General features: G+C 37.3%; 14 protein-coding genes and 5 tRNA genes. 3 read left to right on the top strand and 16 right to left on the bottom strand.

What is annotated here, in order from left to right:
• The first annotated feature begins 95 nt into the window (after positions 1–95).
• Positions 96–434 carry a hypothetical protein gene (locus AB1A03_RS16410; protein WP_354625674.1) on the top strand — a complete coding sequence of 113 codons (339 nt, stop codon included), beginning with the start codon at positions 96–98 and terminating at the stop codon, positions 432–434.
• 89 nt (positions 435–523) lie between these two features.
• Here the strand turns inward: AB1A03_RS16410 and AB1A03_RS16415 are convergent, their stop codons facing one another.
• The 7 genes from AB1A03_RS16415 to AB1A03_RS16445 all read right to left on the bottom strand — a co-directional run bounded on the left by AB1A03_RS16415 (position 524) and on the right by AB1A03_RS16445 (position 4,197).
• Positions 524–967 (bottom strand): hypothetical protein, encoded by a 444-nt coding sequence (locus AB1A03_RS16415; protein ID WP_354625675.1) that lies wholly within the window; start codon positions 965–967, stop codon positions 524–526.
• Between the two features lie 884 nt (positions 968–1,851).
• Positions 1,852–1,928, bottom strand: a tRNA-Pro gene (locus AB1A03_RS16420).
• A 280-nt stretch (positions 1,929–2,208) separates the two neighbouring features.
• Positions 2,209–2,293 (bottom strand) — tRNA-Leu (locus AB1A03_RS16425).
• A gap of 29 nt (positions 2,294–2,322) precedes the next feature.
• Positions 2,323–2,398: transfer RNA gene (locus tag AB1A03_RS16430), tRNA-His, on the bottom strand.
• 18 nt (positions 2,399–2,416) lie between these two features.
• Positions 2,417–2,493 (bottom strand) — tRNA-Arg (locus tag AB1A03_RS16435).
• Between the two features lie 47 nt (positions 2,494–2,540).
• Positions 2,541–2,617, bottom strand: a tRNA-Pro gene (locus AB1A03_RS16440).
• A 209-nt stretch (positions 2,618–2,826) separates the two neighbouring features.
• Positions 2,827–4,197, bottom strand: a complete 1,371-nt coding sequence (locus AB1A03_RS16445) for an MATE family efflux transporter (RefSeq protein ID WP_354625676.1) — start codon at positions 4,195–4,197, stop codon at positions 2,827–2,829.
• Positions 4,198–4,540: 343 nt separating this feature from the next.
• Between AB1A03_RS16445 and pepN the strand changes: the two genes are divergently transcribed.
• Both pepN and AB1A03_RS16455 read left to right on the top strand, forming a co-directional pair.
• Positions 4,541–7,183: an aminopeptidase N gene (gene pepN, locus AB1A03_RS16450; protein WP_354625677.1), complete on the top strand. Its 2,643-nt coding sequence runs from the start codon at positions 4,541–4,543 to the stop codon at positions 7,181–7,183.
• Positions 7,184–7,372: 189 nt separating this feature from the next.
• Positions 7,373–7,966 carry a PhnA domain-containing protein gene (locus AB1A03_RS16455; RefSeq protein WP_354625678.1) on the top strand — a complete coding sequence of 198 codons (594 nt, stop codon included), beginning with the start codon at positions 7,373–7,375 and terminating at the stop codon, positions 7,964–7,966.
• An 88-nt stretch (positions 7,967–8,054) separates the two neighbouring features.
• Here AB1A03_RS16455 and tpiA read toward each other — a convergent pair whose 3' ends face one another.
• The 9 genes from tpiA to AB1A03_RS16500 all read right to left on the bottom strand — a co-directional run bounded on the left by tpiA (position 8,055) and on the right by AB1A03_RS16500 (position 17,337).
• Positions 8,055–8,807, bottom strand: coding sequence for a triose-phosphate isomerase (gene tpiA / locus AB1A03_RS16460; protein WP_354625679.1), 753 nt, complete (start codon positions 8,805–8,807; stop codon positions 8,055–8,057).
• A gap of 255 nt (positions 8,808–9,062) precedes the next feature.
• On the bottom strand, positions 9,063–9,992 hold the full coding sequence (gene ttcA / locus AB1A03_RS16465) for a tRNA 2-thiocytidine(32) synthetase TtcA (RefSeq protein ID WP_354625680.1): 930 nt from the start codon (positions 9,990–9,992) through the stop codon (positions 9,063–9,065).
• Positions 9,993–10,136: 144 nt separating this feature from the next.
• A complete protein-coding gene (locus AB1A03_RS16470) occupies positions 10,137–11,978 on the bottom strand; it encodes an EAL domain-containing protein (RefSeq protein WP_354625681.1) in 1,842 nt (613 codons plus the stop codon).
• Between the two features lie 124 nt (positions 11,979–12,102).
• Positions 12,103–12,882 carry an ATP-binding cassette domain-containing protein gene (locus AB1A03_RS16475; RefSeq protein ID WP_354625682.1) on the bottom strand — a complete coding sequence of 260 codons (780 nt, stop codon included), beginning with the start codon at positions 12,880–12,882 and terminating at the stop codon, positions 12,103–12,105.
• A gap of 3 nt (positions 12,883–12,885) precedes the next feature.
• A complete protein-coding gene (locus AB1A03_RS16480; protein ID WP_354625683.1) occupies positions 12,886–13,887 on the bottom strand; it encodes an oligopeptide/dipeptide ABC transporter ATP-binding protein in 1,002 nt (333 codons plus the stop codon).
• Positions 13,888–14,781, bottom strand: coding sequence for an ABC transporter permease subunit (locus AB1A03_RS16485; protein ID WP_354625684.1), 894 nt, complete (start codon positions 14,779–14,781; stop codon positions 13,888–13,890). It abuts the gene before it with no gap.
• Entirely contained in the window at positions 14,771–15,169 is a 399-nt protein-coding gene (locus AB1A03_RS16490; RefSeq protein WP_354625685.1) for an ABC transporter permease subunit, read from the bottom strand. The genes AB1A03_RS16485 and AB1A03_RS16490 overlap by 11 nt, the downstream gene beginning before the upstream one ends.
• Positions 15,169–15,576 (bottom strand): ABC transporter permease subunit, encoded by a 408-nt coding sequence (locus AB1A03_RS16495; RefSeq protein ID WP_354625686.1) that lies wholly within the window; start codon positions 15,574–15,576, stop codon positions 15,169–15,171. The genes AB1A03_RS16490 and AB1A03_RS16495 overlap by 1 nt, the downstream gene beginning before the upstream one ends.
• Positions 15,577–15,732: 156 nt before the next feature.
• Positions 15,733–17,337 carry an ABC transporter substrate-binding protein gene (locus AB1A03_RS16500; protein WP_354625687.1) on the bottom strand — a complete coding sequence of 535 codons (1,605 nt, stop codon included), beginning with the start codon at positions 17,335–17,337 and terminating at the stop codon, positions 15,733–15,735.
• Positions 17,338–17,442: the final 105 nt, after the last annotated feature.

Raw genomic sequence — 17,442 nt, forward strand, 5'->3', positions numbered from 1 at the left:
ATAATTATTAATTACAGCTGCAAAGTAAAAAGCCCATTTTTTAGTGGGCTTTTTGCATTTTAGAACTTTGTATCCAGCTAAAAGAGGAACTAATTATGTTTATAGAGAGTTTATTATTATTACTGAGTTTCATTTCCATTATCTTTGGTAATTTATTTACCACTAACCCCAAACTTTACATTCAAAAAGTAGAGTTCATCCTATTTAAAAAATTACAGTTTCTATTAATAGCCATTGGGCTTATAGGGATGATATGTATGCTACTACCTTATCCGATTGATAGCTTAATTTCACAGGACGCAATAAGGTCATTATTAACAGAGCTGGAAGAGGTTGTGAATAAATACTTTGTACAGTTTATTGTGTTCAACTTTGTATTCGATGGCATCCTATACAAGACGCTATCTTTAGCCAGAGAATCAATTAAGTCATAACCAATCATGCCATAGAAAAACCGAGGGGCGATTTCCCCTCGTTTCCTATATGAACAATTGGTAGCTCATTGTCAGATACACTTTTTTATTTATAGGGTTACGTATATTTTTTGAGATGTTTTAGGGGAAACAAACGACAGCTTCCTATTTTCTATATTGTAATCATATTTAACTTTTTCTTTCCAATCACCCCATTTATTTCCAATCATTCCCATTGATTTATCTTCAATTAGCCATTGAGCATATTCAATACTTGATGAGTCAATGTCACAAACATATTGAAAAGTGACAGTGTCACCATTAAACCATTTTCCAGTATATTTGACATATACATAACCATTATCATCACTCTTATAGTGAGTCATTATCGATGTAGGCTTTTTCATAATTGAACCTATATAAGCTTTACATACTTCACCTTTTTTAGCATTAGTCCAATTTATCTCTGAAGTATTGCTTGGCATCCGTGGCACTATTACTGATGCTCCGATACCTAACAGAAATATCATGAGCATAACTTTCCCTAGTGACATAAGTGTTCCTTTGCTTTTAGATTGTGATTTATAATTGATATAATAACAGGCAATTTATAAGTATTGCACCAATAGATTAAATAAAATCAAACAGCTATATGCGCAAAATGACTGTTATGTTAAATGGTGGTTTTTTCTTATACAAATAGCTGTTTCACCATAGAATTAATACTAACCACTTAAATTTATTAGTTGATTGTTCGGTATTAGCCATAAAATCGTAAATCAAAAAAAATATTGGCCGACTGTTTTTTTAACCGTAAATGTATGATTCTTGTTTGGTTTCCTTTCTAAGGCCAAACCGCTATATTAACCAGTTTAATTTTTTTATTATAAACAGAGTTCACACAAGTAAAATTTCTACTATTTTATCGCTTTCTAGCTCGCCATGGGGGCGAAGGCGACTTAGTTTTCTTAGTAGTAACGGTATTAGAAAATTTGTGAGGTGTTCAAGGTTAGTAGTGATTGCCATTTCAATTGTTTCGTTCACCTTGTTCTCGTATTTAAAATATAAAAAAATGACATTTGTTGTGGGCTATATTATGGCGTTTCTGAAGTTGTTGGGCACAAGCGTGGCCACAAATGGTTTTTTGTGTATTTTTAGTGATCTCTATTTAACGATAAAAAAAGATATTTTTAGTAGTGATACCAATTCCGATAAATAGCTGATCTATTTTACTGGTTAAAACAACTTACTGCTGCGTTGTAATTTTCGCAAAGGGAATAACCATTTACGTCAAATTACGCCTTGAATTAAGCTGTTTTTCCTACGCAAAATTTAAATCACATACTTACCGGAGTTGGTATGAGTTTTATTGATTTTTACGAAGACGTATTAAACAACAGGCATAAAAAAACCGCAACAAGTGCGGTTTTTTTATGTGTGGTCGGTGATAGAGGATTCGAACCTCTGACCCTCTGGTCCCAAACCAGATGCGCTACCAAGCTGCGCTAATCACCGATTTATATTTAGGATTTAAGTTAGTAAACTTGACGGGTGTTAACCCTCTGGTCCAACTTTTCATAAACCCATGGAGATGCGCTACCAAGGTGCGCTAATCACCGAAATTTTGTACTACATATTTAGAGTTTACATTTTACGGGTAAGACCCTCTGGTCCAACTTTTCATAAACCCATGGAGATGCGCTACCAAGCAGCGCTAATCACCGAGGATGGTATTTTTTGAAATCATTGAACTTATTATTTAGAAAAATATAACAAGATGATTTGTAAGTCTAAATGGTGCGGAGTGAGAGACTTGAACTCTCACACCCTTCGATACTAGAACCTAAATCTAGCGCGTCTACCAATTCCGCCAACTCCGCGACAATTTAAACTGTTTATCTTCAAAAAATGGGGCGAATGACGGGGATTGAACCCGCGACAACCGGAATCACAATCCGGGGCTCTACCAACTGAGCTACATCCGCCACTAAACTTTTTAAAAATGGTACGCCCTACAGGATTCGAACCTGTGGCCTACGGCTTAGAAGGCCGTTGCTCTATCCAACTGAGCTAAGGGCGCATCGTTGGTCTGTACTCTACAACACGTTTATAACGTGTTTTTAAATGTGGTCGGTGATAGAGGATTCGAACCTCTGACCCTCTGGTCCCAAACCAGATGCGCTACCAAGCTGCGCTAATCACCGAAATTTTGTACTACATATTTAGAGTCTACATTTTACGGGTAAGACCCTTCTGGTCCAACTCTTTGTAAATCCAAGGAGATGCGCTACCAAGCTGCGCTAATCACCGATGGTTGCTAAACTATTATGCCTTAACAACGGAGCGAGATATTACTGAGTTGTGTTAGTCTCGTCAAATATTATTTATTAAAAATTATCTGTATGCTGATTTATTAAACGCATTGATTGTTTTCACGGCATTTACTTGTGTAACGTTTTTGTAGCACGTACAGATGCTGACCTAATAGTATAGCAGATACGGTCAAACCGACAGTAATTCCAATCCAAAATCCCTTAGCTCCCATCGGCTCGACCATAAAATTTGTCAAACCAAGTAGGTAACCTAAAGGTAAACCAACTAGCCAGTAAGCTATAAATGTACGAATAAAAATAGCTTTCATCTCTTGATAACCACGTAAAGCACCTGCTGCGACAACTTGTATCGCATCGGTACATTGATATAACGCAGCGAATAGGATGAGTGTAAGTGCCAATGGTATAACATTAAGATCATCGGTGTATAAATAGGCGATATCTTCCCTGAAATATACAGTCAATAAAGCAGTACAGATTGCAGTCCCTAAGGCTAATGTAAAACCAGCATAGCTAGACTGTTTGGCATCATTAGGATTGCCTTTGCCTAAATTAAAACCAACGCGGATACTGACTGCATTGGCTATGCTCAAGGGTAGCATAAATACCATAGAGGAGAAGTTAATGGCAATTTGGTGGGCTGCAACGATGTTCGGTCCTAGTGGGGCTACGAGTATGGCAACCATTGCGAAGATGGTGATTTCAAAGAACAGGGCAATGGCAACGGGTAAACCAAGTTTAAAAATAGACCATAGCGCCGTACCATTAGGGCGTTTAAATTGTGTAAAAAGCGGGTAGTACTTGAGTTTTTTACAAATAAAAACATACACAATTAACGATAAAAGCATGAACCAATAAACGATGGTTGTGGCAACGCCACACCCGACCCCTCCCAATGCGGGTAGGCCGAATTTGCCGTATACAAAAATCCAGTTTAGTGGAATATTCAGCAGTAATCCGATGAATGCAATAACCATAGCCGGTTTTGTCAGTGACAGTCCTTCAACATAATTACGCAGCGCTTGAAATAATAAAAAAGCAGGGACAGCAGGTAAAACCACAAATATATAATGACTGATTATCTCTTTTAAAGCGATGTCGATATCCATGGCATTGAGCATGTGGTTAACATTATATAAAACAACGATTGTTGGCACAGATAAAAACAATGCGAGATATAGTCCCTGTTGGCCTATATAGGGGATGCTATCGGTTTCATTTGCACCATGGGCCTGCGCAATGCGGGGAATTAACGCCATTAATATGCCGACGCCAAATAGAATACAGGGTAGCCATATGCTTGATGCAACCGCTACTGCCGCCATATCATTAGCACTGACACCACCTGCCATGACGGTATCAACAAAACCCATTGCTGTTTGTGCAAATTGTGCGATAAAAAGGGGGACACTTAATTTAATGAGTTTGTTTATTTCTTGGCGATGAAACACGTAATTTTCCAATGACTGAGAGTATGAAGATGGCGATGTTATACGCCTTACTTTTTATTATTGCAATGACAATCAAACTCAATGCACCATGATGAATTGGGAATATGGTTGTAACAAATAAAGCGGGCATGCTAATGAGAAAGGGGCGCTAATAAGTAGTTAATGTGCTAAATTAAGGCTTTAATCAGTGCCACGTAATTAATTACAGAAGATTTATAATAAGAGGTTAGCAAATATTACACCTTCTTGTATATTAACCCTATTGAGTTTCAAGCGGCGAAAATAGTTGTAATCTATTTTCAAACCCTTGCTAATATTCCATCTAAAAAAAAGAGTGTTTAACATGAGCCAAGTTGCTTCTATCGAAGAAGTGGTTGAAAAAAAACCACAGGAAAAATACCTAGCCGATTATCAGGTTGCAAATTTTGCTATTACCACCATCGACCTTGAGTTTGATCTTTATGATATGCAGACCGTGGTAACAGCGACGAGCAAGATGTATCGAACCAATGCTGAGAAAAAGCCGCTCTTTTTATACGGAGAGCAATTGAAACTCGTTTCTCTGTTAATTGATGGCATTGCTTACGATGATTATCAGGAGGTTGAAGGGGGCTTGCAAATTAATGGTTTAGCAAATGAATTTGAGTTGCAAATAACCACTGAAATTGATCCGCAAGCAAATAAAGCATTTGAAGGTTTATACAAATCGGGAGATGCATTTTGTACGCAATGTGAAGCTGAAGGCTTCCGCCGTATCACCTATTATTTAGATAGACCCGATGTGATGGCTAAATTCACGACCAAAATCAGTGCAGATAAAACACTCTACCCATCGCTTTTGTCAAATGGTAATCGCATAGCACAGGGGGATTTAGAAAATGGACGCCATTGGGTTTCTTGGCAAGATCCCTTCCCAAAACCTGCTTATCTATTTGCTTTAGTTGCAGGGGATTTCGACTGTTTACAGGATACCTTTGTCACTAAAAGTGGTCGTGAAGTTGCGCTGGAGTTATTTGTTGATAAAGGAAATTTAGATAAAACCGCTCATGCTATGGTATCCCTCAAAAAATCCATGGAGTGGGATGAACAACGTTTTAATTTAGAGTATGACCTTGATATTTATATGATTGTTGCCGTCGATTTTTTCAATATGGGGGCAATGGAAAATAAAGGGTTAAATATATTTAACTCTAAATTTGTACTGGCCAACGCTAAAAGCGCAACGGATCAAGACTATTTAGGTATTGAAGCGGTAATCGGTCACGAATATTTCCATAATTGGACGGGTAATCGTATTACCTGTCGGGATTGGTTCCAATTGAGTTTGAAAGAGGGGCTCACGGTTTTTCGTGATCAAGAGTTCAGCTCGGATTTAGGTAGCCGTAGCGTTAATCGTATCGCCAATGTTAAAATTATTCGTAACCATCAATTCGCGGAAGATGCTGGGCCAATGTCTCATCCTATTCGACCTGAATCGGTGATGGAGATGAATAACTTTTATACCGTTACTGTTTATAATAAAGGCTCCGAAGTTATTCGTATGATGCATACACTATTAGGTGAAGAAAAATTCCAACAGGGGATGCAGCTGTATGTGCAACGCTTCGATGGTCAGGCTGTTACCTGTGATGATTTTGTTGCCGCCATGCAAGATGCCAGTGGGGTGGATTTAACGCTGTTTAAACGTTGGTACTCGCAATCGGGGACACCGCAAGTAACGGTGAGTGATTATTACGATCAAGCTAATAAAAGTTATCAAATAACTTTTAAGCAGAAAAATTTGCCAACGGCGGATCAAAAAAGTAAACAGGTATTACATATCCCTATCGATATCGAATTGATTTCACCATCGGGTGAAGTATTTGATTTGGGGAACGGAGAAAAAAGTAAAGTACTCAGCTTAACACATAAAGAGCAAACTTTTGTTTTTGCTAACATTAATGAAAAGCCCGTCCCTTCTATTTTCCGTGGATTTTCTGCTCCCGTGAAATATAAGTATGCCTACAGTGATGAGCAAATGTTGCATTTAATCACTTATGCTACGGATGATTTCTCTCGTTGGGATGCGGGGCAGAATTTATTTAATAAATACCTCATTGCTAACGTTAATTTGCATAAATCAGAGCAGGCAATGAACTTGCCAAGCATGTTTATTGATGCCTTTAAGTCTATTTTGACTGCACAACATTTAGATCCCGCATTAATAGCAGATATGTTCGACTTCATTAGTGAAACCGGTGCTATGGAGTTATTTGATACGGTCGATATTGAAGCTTTGCATAGTGCACGCGAATTTATGTTAGCTGAGTTGGCAAAACAGCTATTAAATGAATTTGTTAAGGTTTATGAATATTATCAAGTTACTGGTGACTATCAACCTGAGTGTGACGATATAGCGCGTCGTAAATTAACTAACTTGGCGCTGTTATACATTAGTAAAGGTGATCCTGTTTTAGCTGATAAATTGGTTTTAGAGCAGATCGCGCAATGTAATAACATGACCGATCACCTCGCTGCATTAACGGCAGCAAATAGTGCTCAGTTAAGCTGTCGAGATTCAGTCATGGCAGATTTTGATGAACAATGGCATCAAAATGGTTTAGTTATGGATAAATGGTTTGCACTACAAGCGACTGTGGCTAGCCCTAAGGTGCTTGAAAATATCAAAGCGTTATTCGATCATCGTAGTTTTGATTTTAGCAATCCTAATCGTGTACGTGCGTTATTAGGTACATTTGCACAGGCTAATCCTTATTTTTTCCATGTGATTGATGGCAGTGGTTACCGTTTTTTAACTGATCAACTGATTAAACTTAATGAGCAAAACCCGCAAGTTGCATCTCGATTAATCACACCGCTAATTCAATTTAAGCGTTTAGATGAAAAACGTAAAGGGCTCATTAAAGAGCAATTAAACCGTTTATTGGCATTAGATAACCTCTCGTTGGATCTTTTTGAAAAAGTAAGTAAAGCATTAGTTCAATAAGCCAGCACAATTATATACCCATGTTATTTTAAGATGCGATGTCAGCTGTTAGCTTGGACATTTCAGCAGAGGTAACATGGGGTAATGATTATGTAGGAAAAATTTTTCATTTACTTTAGCATTAACGTTATAATGCCACTATTTCTCAAGTCAACTATTGATTTTTCCACAAATTAAGGGTGTTTATCCATGCCAATTAAAACAAGTCTAGCAGCGCGTAGTAACGAATCATGTGAGTTATGTGGCTCAACTAACCATTTGAGCGTTTATGAAGTACCGCCTGTTTCTGAGCCTAATTCAGACAAATCAATATTAGTTTGTGATGTTTGTTTACAACAAATAGAGAAAAAATCCGAAATGGATAGTAATCATTGGCGCTGCCTCAATGATAGTATGTGGAGCCAAGTTCCTGCTGTTCAGGTGACCGCATTCCGTATGTTGACGCGATTAGCCGTGAGTGAAGGATGGGCGCAGGATCTGCTTGATATGATGTATATGGAAGATGAACAAAAAGCGTGGGCAGAGTATGGTGTTGCAGCTGATACGATTGAAGAAAAAGCGCCTACACGCGACTCTAATGGTACGATTTTAGTTGCCGGTGATAATGTAACATTAATTAAAGATCTTGATGTGAAGGGAGCTGGTTTTACAGCGAAACGTGGCACACCAGTGCGAAATATTTCTTTAACAGATAACCCTGAGCAGATAGAAGGGCGTGTTAATGGTGTACGACTTGTTTTGTTGACCTGTTTCCTGAAGAAGATGCCATTGTTTGAAGATTAAAATAGTCATGTCATGGCATTATTAATAATAGAAATGAAAAAGGCGCTTAATAAGCGCCTTTATATTTTATGTTGTTATCTGTTAGGGCTTATTTTGCGCCTTCGATAATACCGACAAATTCTTCAACAATAAGCGCTGCACCACCAACTAAACCACCATCGATATCTGCTTGTGCAAATAATTCTTTTGCGCTAGAAGCTTTAACACTGCCACCGTAAAGAATTTGTACTTTTTCTGCTACAACTTTACTTTGTGCTGCTAACCAGTTACGGATATGAGCATGTACTTCTTGAGCTTGCTCAGAAGTTGCAACTTTACCTGTACCAATTGCCCATACTGGCTCATAGGCAATTACAGAGTTTTCTAATGCATCAATACCAGCAACATCGATAACTGCTTTAAGTTGAGTTTCAACAACAGCAAATGTTTTATCAGTTTCACGCTCTTCAAGTGTTTCACCAATACATACAACAGGTACTAATCCATTTTCTTGGATTGCAACAAACTTAGCCGCAACAACAGCGTCAGTTTCGTTGTGATATTGACGACGTTCGCTATGGCCCACTAAGCTATATTTAGCACCAAACTCTTTAACCATAACTGGTGAAGTTTCACCTGTGTATGCGCCATTTACGTGAGTACTTACATCTTGAGCACCAAATTTAATGCTGTTATTAGCAACTAATCCTGCAACTTGCTCGATGAAAATAGCAGGAGGACAAACAGCAACTTCAACGTTGGTCGCAGCATCTGCAGCAGATTCTAATCCTTTGATTAGTGCTGTAACAGATTCTTTAGTGCCGTTTAATTTCCAGTTGCCCATTACTAGTGGTGTTCTCATGTTTTTCTCCAAAATAAGAATAAAAAGTTAATAAGTAGTGTTAGACCAATCCGCATAGGTATCTGATTCTATCTTGTTGGTTAAAATAATGATATTTTCCTTAACAAGTGATGACCACAATTTATGTGGATAGGTATTAATCTTTAGCGATTATAAATCACATTACACTGAAACCTACCTCTTTTTTATGAAAAGAGGTTGTTTTGAGTGCGAATAAAGTGATTGTCTGATCTAAAACAAGCAAATATTAGTTAATTAGGTCAGTTGCTTAATTTGTACGCTTGGTTGTTGTGCGTAATATTGTGCCTCAATGTTATCCATAATAACAGGGGCTTGTTGGATATCTTCCTTATCAAAGGCAATATCTCCGCCATTAATAACCCCAGAATCTTTATTAATTTCTTTGAAATTAAATAGTTGTGTATCTGCAAGGTGTGAAGGAATCACGTTTTGCATTGCAGTAAACATAGATTCGAGACGCCCGGGGAATTTTTCATCCCATTCATTAAGCATCTCTTTGGATAATTGGCGTTGTAAATTGGGTTGAGAACCGCACAGGTTACAGGGAATAATCGGGAACGCCTTTAGTTGTGCGTATTGTTCTATCTCTTTTTCTTTACAATAGGCTAACGGGCGGATCACTACGTGTTCGCCATTATCAGAGACAAGTTTTGCTGGCATGGATTTTAATTTACCGCCAAAAAACAGGTTGAGCATCATCGTCGCCAGCATATCGTCTCTATGGTGACCTAATGCAATTTTTGTGGCGCCAAGTTGTTTAGCCGTACTGTAGAGTATGCCACGACGCAGTCTAGAGCATAAACTGCAAGTGGTTTTGCCTGCTTCTAATTTGTCTTGAACAATACTGTAGGTGTCTTGTTCAACAATTTTAAATTCTACCCCTAATGTCGTGAGGTATTGCGGTAAAATATGTTCCGGGAATCCTGGCTGTTTTTGATCTAAATTGACCGCGATAATTGAGAAGTCGATTGGTGCTGCAGCACGAAGTTGCAGGAGTATATCAAGCATCGTAAAGCTATCCTTGCCGCCGGATAAGCAGACCATAACGCGGTCGCCATTTTCAATCATATTGTAATCAGCAATAGCTTGACCTGTTAAGTGACGTAGCCCTTTACTCAATTTTTTGAGGGTAAATTGCTGTTTTGGACTCTGTAATTGTGACATTGTAGGCCTTGATAAATGGGAAGATATATTAGGCGTGCATTGTACAAAAAGAAATTTTCAGATGCAAAAAAGAGGCTAATAAAATCAGGGGAAATCAATAATCGATTCCCCCTGATAAAGCGCAATAATTGCTATTTAGGTCGTTTAGAGTGGACTTGGACGTGCAATAAGAAAACCTTGAACGCCATCAATGTACATGCTTTCTAATGTCTGTTTTTGTTCTAAGTGTTCAACACCTTCAGCGATAACATAGCAGTTCATGCGATGAGAGACATCAATTATCATGCGTAGAAATTGCTGGTCTGTGTTATCACGCTCAATATTGCTTATTAAGCCAGAATCAATTTTTACATAGTTAGGTTTGAGTTCTTTAAATAAACGGAATGAACCTATCCCTTTACCAAAATTACAAATAGCAGATCGTGTACCTGTGCGTTTGAGCATTTCAAAAATACGCTTACTGGCTGCAAGGTTGACGTCTAATATTTGTTCACGCATTTCAAAAATGAGGCAAGACGCAATTTTAGACTCTCGTAGTAATAAACGTTCTAGCCAGACTATAAAGTGGCTATCTTGTATGGCGGTACTAGTTAAATTAATTCCCCATCGTGTGTTTCCATCGGCTTTATGACGGCACTGATTTATTAATGTTTCAATGATCATATTTTCTAATTCTATAATCATATCAACACGTTGAGCCATCGCAAAAACAGTATCAGTAGGGATCATGTTATTATTTTCACCAATAAAACGAGTGAAAATTTGTTGGTAACCTTTCATATTACGTTGGATTGGTTGAATAGGTTGATGTAACAACATGATTGACTGATTGGCAATGATGTTTTCAATGATTATTTTCCACTGCTGTTGTCCCTCTTCTTTCTCACTGGTGTTATTTTGTTGAAAAGCCCAACAATTGACACCTTCAGCTTGTGCCTTTGCCAATGCGATGTCAGTACGTGATAAAGCCTGTTCAAATAATTGCCCTGATACAATGGCAGAAATACCATTGTAGGCAACGCTGTCCAATTGATTTAACTTTTGGTAATGATCGAACTGTACTTTTAATTTAGTGGCAATGCGTTGTGCTTCTACAACGGTCATATTTTCAGCGATAATGGCGATGTCTGAACCGCATAGACGATATGTATTAACATGCTGAATTTCGTTACAAACTTTAGCAATGATTTGAGCAATATCTTTGATGTATTGATCGCCTTTTTGAAAACCTCCCGTTGCATTTATCGTATTTAATTCACTCGCACGAATAAAAAATAAAATGGCATGTTTTATTTCACCATTAGCACTGAGGATCGCTGTGAGCGCTTCTCGGAAAGCGTAACGGTTGAAAAAACCAGTCAACGTATCGGTATTAACCTGATGTGTGAGGGAAGAAATTTGTTGTTCTTTATTTTGGAGAGCTCGATGAAAAGTTGTTTTTTGCTGACGAATGGAGTGAGATACCTTACTTAGTATGCTTTGTGGGGAATTTATGTCATTAATTTCTTCAACCAAGCTGGTTTCTATGCGTTTTAGAAGACGGTTATAGTTTAAATGCATGTTAATTATTGCTATTGCTAACGTGAAATACAAAACGCCCAAAATACTTTTAAACAGATCTAACAATAATTGGTTTGCAGCACGATACTCGATGCTTTGGCTACCATCGTTAGCTGTTATTTTACTCATTTCGATAGGTAATATATAACTGGCAATATCTCTATTCGGTTTCTCATAAACAAGAGGGTTAGAGCTTGTTTTATTGTTTACCTTTATATAATCAAACAGATTGTATGCGACTAATAGATCTAGTTGCCTTGAGTTCATTATTGGTTCGATATTACTAAGATGAAATTGCTTTGCAATTGATTCTTGTTGCTGAAAAAGCACTGGATTGAAGATTAGCTTTACAGCAAAAGTGATAACTATTGCGAGTAATATCATAGGCAAAGAATTTACCCAGATATATTTTTTATATGCGCTCATTGAAGTTCACTCCATGATCTCAATTAACTGTTTATATAAATTTTACATAATTATGATGCTGAGAACTTTATCAATGTTTCGATTACATTGATAGATCAACGATCTAAAAAAAATGAAAAAGCGTTTATTTTCTATAATCAGGTTGGTGACTCTGTAAAAGTTGCTTTGTACATTCCGCCTGTGGCGAATTATAAATAGCCTCCGTACTATTATATTCTACAATCAACCCGTTTTGCATTACGATTATTTGGTCACTCATATGCCTGACTAAGTTCATATTATGTGCAACAAAAATATAGCTTGTGCCTTTTTTCTTCTGTATATCTAATAATAGATTAACTATTTTAAAACGTAGAGAAATATCTAATGATGCTAACACTTCATCGGCAATAACAATATCGGGATTTAATATCATTGCCCGAGCAAGCGCTACTTTGTGTTGTTGTACATTTGATAGCATGTTGGGATAAAAAACAAGATAATCGGGCAATAATTCGACTAACTCGAGTGTATCTAGGATCTGCGCTTGAATCTCTTCTTCACTGAAATTGGTATTTAATTTTAGTGGTGCCGCAAGTATGCGCCCGATGGTTGATTTAGGATTAAGTGAATTACTTGGTTCATGAAAAATCATACGAATAGACTGACATTTTCGTTGTTGACTTATCGTCTCCAGTGGCTCGCCATTTATGTATATTTCGCCTGATGTTGGGGTGATCAACCCGGCTATCATTTTTACCAAGGTGCTTTTTCCTGAGCCACTTTCACCAACAATAGCCAAGGTTTGCCCTTGATTTAATGTGAAACTTAATGGTCCTAGGTTCGGTCTATAACCGGATGATAGGAATTTTGCACTGCGGTTGTAGTGTTTGCTTAAATTGTTAATTTTCAGTAAAGGTTGCATTGGTTAATCGCTTAATTTAGGAAAGTGGCAACGAACAACATGTCCTTTAAATATTAAAACATCAGGATATGTTACACAAACCCTTTGAGCACGAGGGCAACGAGGGCCTAATCGACAGCCAATGGGGAGCTGATTGGCAGAGGGGATGCTACCGGGTAATGTGTATAATTTGCTTTTATGGATGATATTGCCATCAAAAGCCAAAATGGTTTTTATCATCGCTTCCGTATAGGGATGCATTGGCGATTCCATGATCTGTTGGTAATTTCCTGACTCTACAGTTTGCCCGCAATAAATAAGGGTCATGTAATCGGATAAATTGCTGATACTCCCAAAGCTATTACTTAATAATAGGATAGTTGTATTGTGTAATTGATTTAATTTATACAGCAATCTAAATATTTGAGCTTGTGTGACAGCCTCCATCGCGGTTGTTGGTTCATCAGCAATAATAAGGCTTGGGTTATTGGCTATCGCCATGGCAATCATTACTTTCTGACAATCACCTTCAGATAGTTCATGGGGGTAACTAGCGCCAACCGTTTTATCATTTTGAATGCCAACTTTGTGTAATAAATCTTTGACTATTTTCTCCGTGGATTGATCCTTTATTTTTTTAAATTTATTGAATAATTTATCGACTAGCCTCTTTTTAGGCAGTACTTCTTTTATTTGAGAAAATATTTTTTTACTTGGATTTAGATAGGAACGGGGTTGTTGGAATATAGTCGCTATCTGCTTGCCCATTATTTTGCGTCGTTCACTGGGTGATAACTTAGTTAAATCTGTTGAGCCTAAAAACATTCTATCAGCTGTCACTGTCCAATTAGGGTTATGTAGGCCAAGGATAGCTTTTGCAATAAAGCTTTTACCTGATCCTGATTCACCAACTAAACCATGGATACTCCCTTCTATAATTGTGAGAGAAACTTTTTCAATGATACGAATTTTACCCTGTGCAGTTTCGATATCAATGCTTAAATTGCGAACGTCTAGTAATGCCATTTATGCATCCTCTCCTTCAATAATAGCCAACCTTAACCCCTCAGCAAAAAGATTAAATAATAAAATAATAACTGAAAGAGTAATGCCCGGGATAATCACTAACCAAGGAGATGAATATGTCAAATCTATATAGGTTGATATGAGCGCACCTAATTCGATCTCAGCAGCTTGAGCGCCAAAACCTAAATAACCAAGTGTTGCTATTTCTAAAATAGCCATCGTAAAAATACGCATGAATAGAGTAATTATTGGTTCGACAATATTGGGTAAAATACCAAATCTCATTAAACGCATATAGGTTGCTCCATCAAGCCGAAGCGCGACGACATATTGTTTATGCATTTCATTTTCGATACTTACGTAGATACCGCGAATAAACTGTGGAAGAAGAGATAGCAATACCGCAATCAGGCAGTTATCGTAACTAGGGCCAAATATAATGATAAGAATAAAAGCAATAAGTAAAGTGGGAATGGTGAGTAATGCATCGAGTAAATGATGCAAAACACTGGCTTTAATCCCCTTAGTTACTGCTGCTGCAGCCCCGATAATGGTGCCCAAAAGTGCAATAATCACGGTTATTGTTAGCGCACCACCCAGAGTAAGTTGAATGCCCTTAATCAGACGAGATAGAGAGTCTCGTCCTAAATCATCAGTACCCAATAGATGCATGGCATTACCGTTTTCAAGCCAAGATGGAGGCAGTAAAATATTAGTGAAATAATGTGCAAAGGGATTGTGAGGGATAATATAATCTGCAAAAAGTGTGATTAATATTAAAATTATACACCCCCACATGGCAGCCATAGAAAAACTCTTCTTTTTGAAAATTGACCATGCATATTGCCAAGGAGACAGTATGGTTTCATCATCGAATTCATTGTTAATCAACATATAAAGATTTCCGTTTCACTGGTGAAATAACGACTAAAAGAATATCAATAAAAATACTCGAGATTAAAATAAAAAGTGAGATGATGAGCAGGGATGTCGGTAAAGCAAGATAATCTCCCAATGTTATACTCGATAATAGCCACCCGCCAATGCCTTGCATCGAAAAGACAATCTCCACAACCATTGCAAAGGATATGATGGTATTGAACTGCAAGCGAATATTATGAATAATTGTCGGCATTGCATTCTTAAATACGTGTCGGTAAATTATCTGGGGTTTACTAAAACCCTTCGCATAAGCTGCTTTTATGAAATTACTCTTCATAACTGTCGAAATCGTGTTTCGAGTTAAGCGAATCAACTCCGATATCAGAAATAATGAGAGCACTAATGAAGGTAAAAAAGGTGTGCTAACCGGCTGAAAAATGCATCTAATTGATAAGATTTCGTTGCTATTAAGGTATCAATCAACAGAAATCCTGTATGATTTTTAAACTCATAAATTGGACTAATATCACCATCGATCGGTATGGGAAGTGAAGTTGAGCTAGGGAATAATGTTAGTACTACCGATAACCAAAAAACTGGTAGAGCTAAACTAATCAAGGCGATGGTCATTATTATTTTATCAAGCATTGTATCTTTGTTCATGCTTGCGATGATACCGAGTGGGACGGCAATGATAGTGGCGGTAACAAATGCCACCAAACAAAGTTCAAGTGTTAAGTAAAATGCAGTTAATCCTTTTACTAAAATAGGCTGTTGATCGATGATTGAAAATCCCCATTCCCCCATTATTATATCTATAAGGTAATCAAAGTATAATAAAATAAATTCTCCAATAGAGGTGTTTGGTAACTTTTCCAAGACGTTAATAAATAAGCTAGGATACTGAGAATGAAGGCGGTAATAATGAATAGGTTGAATCGTCTTATAAGATAATTGCGCATATTATTTAGCTTCTGATTTTGTTACATACTGAAAATTTATTCCCGTCAGGGGATTAACCGTAAGACCTGTTACATTATTATTAAAAATATCGACCCTATGGGCATGTGCCAGGGGGTAGTAGGGCTGCTCTTGATTAATAATTTGTTGTAATTGGTAGTAATAAAGTTTGCGTAAATTGCTGTTCTCTGCCAACAAAGCGGATTCTAATAGTTTCTGCGTTTTATTGTTGCACCATTGGCTGCTATTCCCTTCTAATATAGAGACATCACAACTCAGTAGTGAATTGAAAATAGTATCAGGATCATAACTATTGATATTCACTGCAGCTAAATAGGTGTCATAATTGCCAGTAATTAAGCGGGTTGTTAGTGCGTCATTATTTAAGGCAATAATATCAACTTGTACTCCAATGGAACGTAAATTACTCGCGATAAATTCAGCCGTTTTATTGAAGTTGGGATTTAATGCAGACTCGACAGTGGGAACCAACATCGTTAATGTCTGCTTAAAATCGAAACTATTTTCTTTTAATAATTGTTGCGCTAGTTCAGGATCATAGAAAAAATGCGCAGAGTTCCTATCAAACGCCCAAGATTGCTTAAGTAACAACCCTTTGGCAGATGTTGCACTATCAAAAAAAACCGAGTCAACGATCGTGTTTTGGTCGATTGCATAAGCGAGTGCTTTTCTTATATGGCTGTTACTAAGCGTTTTTTTAGTGGAGTTAAATGCCAGAAGAGACAGATTGTTGGTTGGGCGATTACTCACTGTTATAGATTTATTTAAACTTATGTGTCGTAACTGACTCGGTGCAGGATTGGTCATTATATCGCATTCACCAGACAATAATTTGGCGAAGCGTTTGCTGTTATTCTTGGTTGTATCAAATATGACATGTTTAATCGCAGGCGTCTTCCCCCAATATAAAGGGTTACTGTCAAATCGGATGACCCCTGAACCATTGCTATTCTTAAACTGATATGGGCCCGTACCTACAGGGTAATAATCCATGCGCGAAGGTTGATTTGATGATAATAATGAACTTGCGTATTCTTGAGAGTGAATAACTGCATAATGGGCCGCGAGATAAGTCAAAAATGCGCTTACTGGCTTTTTGAGTTCAATCTTTATGGTGTGTTCATCTATTTTACTTAAATTAGAAATTAAGTTTTTAAAGGGATGATTAAAAAAATAGTTGCCTTGATCTGAATTAATATCATGAAAGGGGGATGCAATGTCAATCAAACGGTTAAAACTAAATAGTACATCATCAGCATTAAAATTACGGGTAGGGGTGAAATATTCAGTTTGCTGAAAAGGGACATCTTTTCGCAAATGAAATATATAAGATTTATTGTCTTCGCTGATAGACCAATCACTTGCAAGCTCTGCAATAATTTCATCATTGTTTGGGTCAACCTTGATTAAGCGATTAAAGAGCTGATTTGTTGTGGCATCGAGGGTTGCTTGATTGTTACTTAGTTGTGGATTGAAGGATTGAGGTAGCGCCTGTGAACAATAAATCAATGTATCACTGAGTGAGTTGGCTTGTTGGTAACATCCATTTAATAAAGTTGAGAGTAAAATAATAAATAAGGGGCGCATTAAATGTATCATTCCTTTAAGTAGTCATCCGTTATAACATATATCCATATTACCCCATGAAGTTTTGTATGGCACTAACTCGAATGCCTGAGCAAGAGATTAGCT

This window comes from Psychromonas sp. MME2 (genome assembly GCF_040566515.1).
Lineage (GTDB): Bacteria > Pseudomonadota > Gammaproteobacteria > Enterobacterales > Psychromonadaceae > Psychromonas.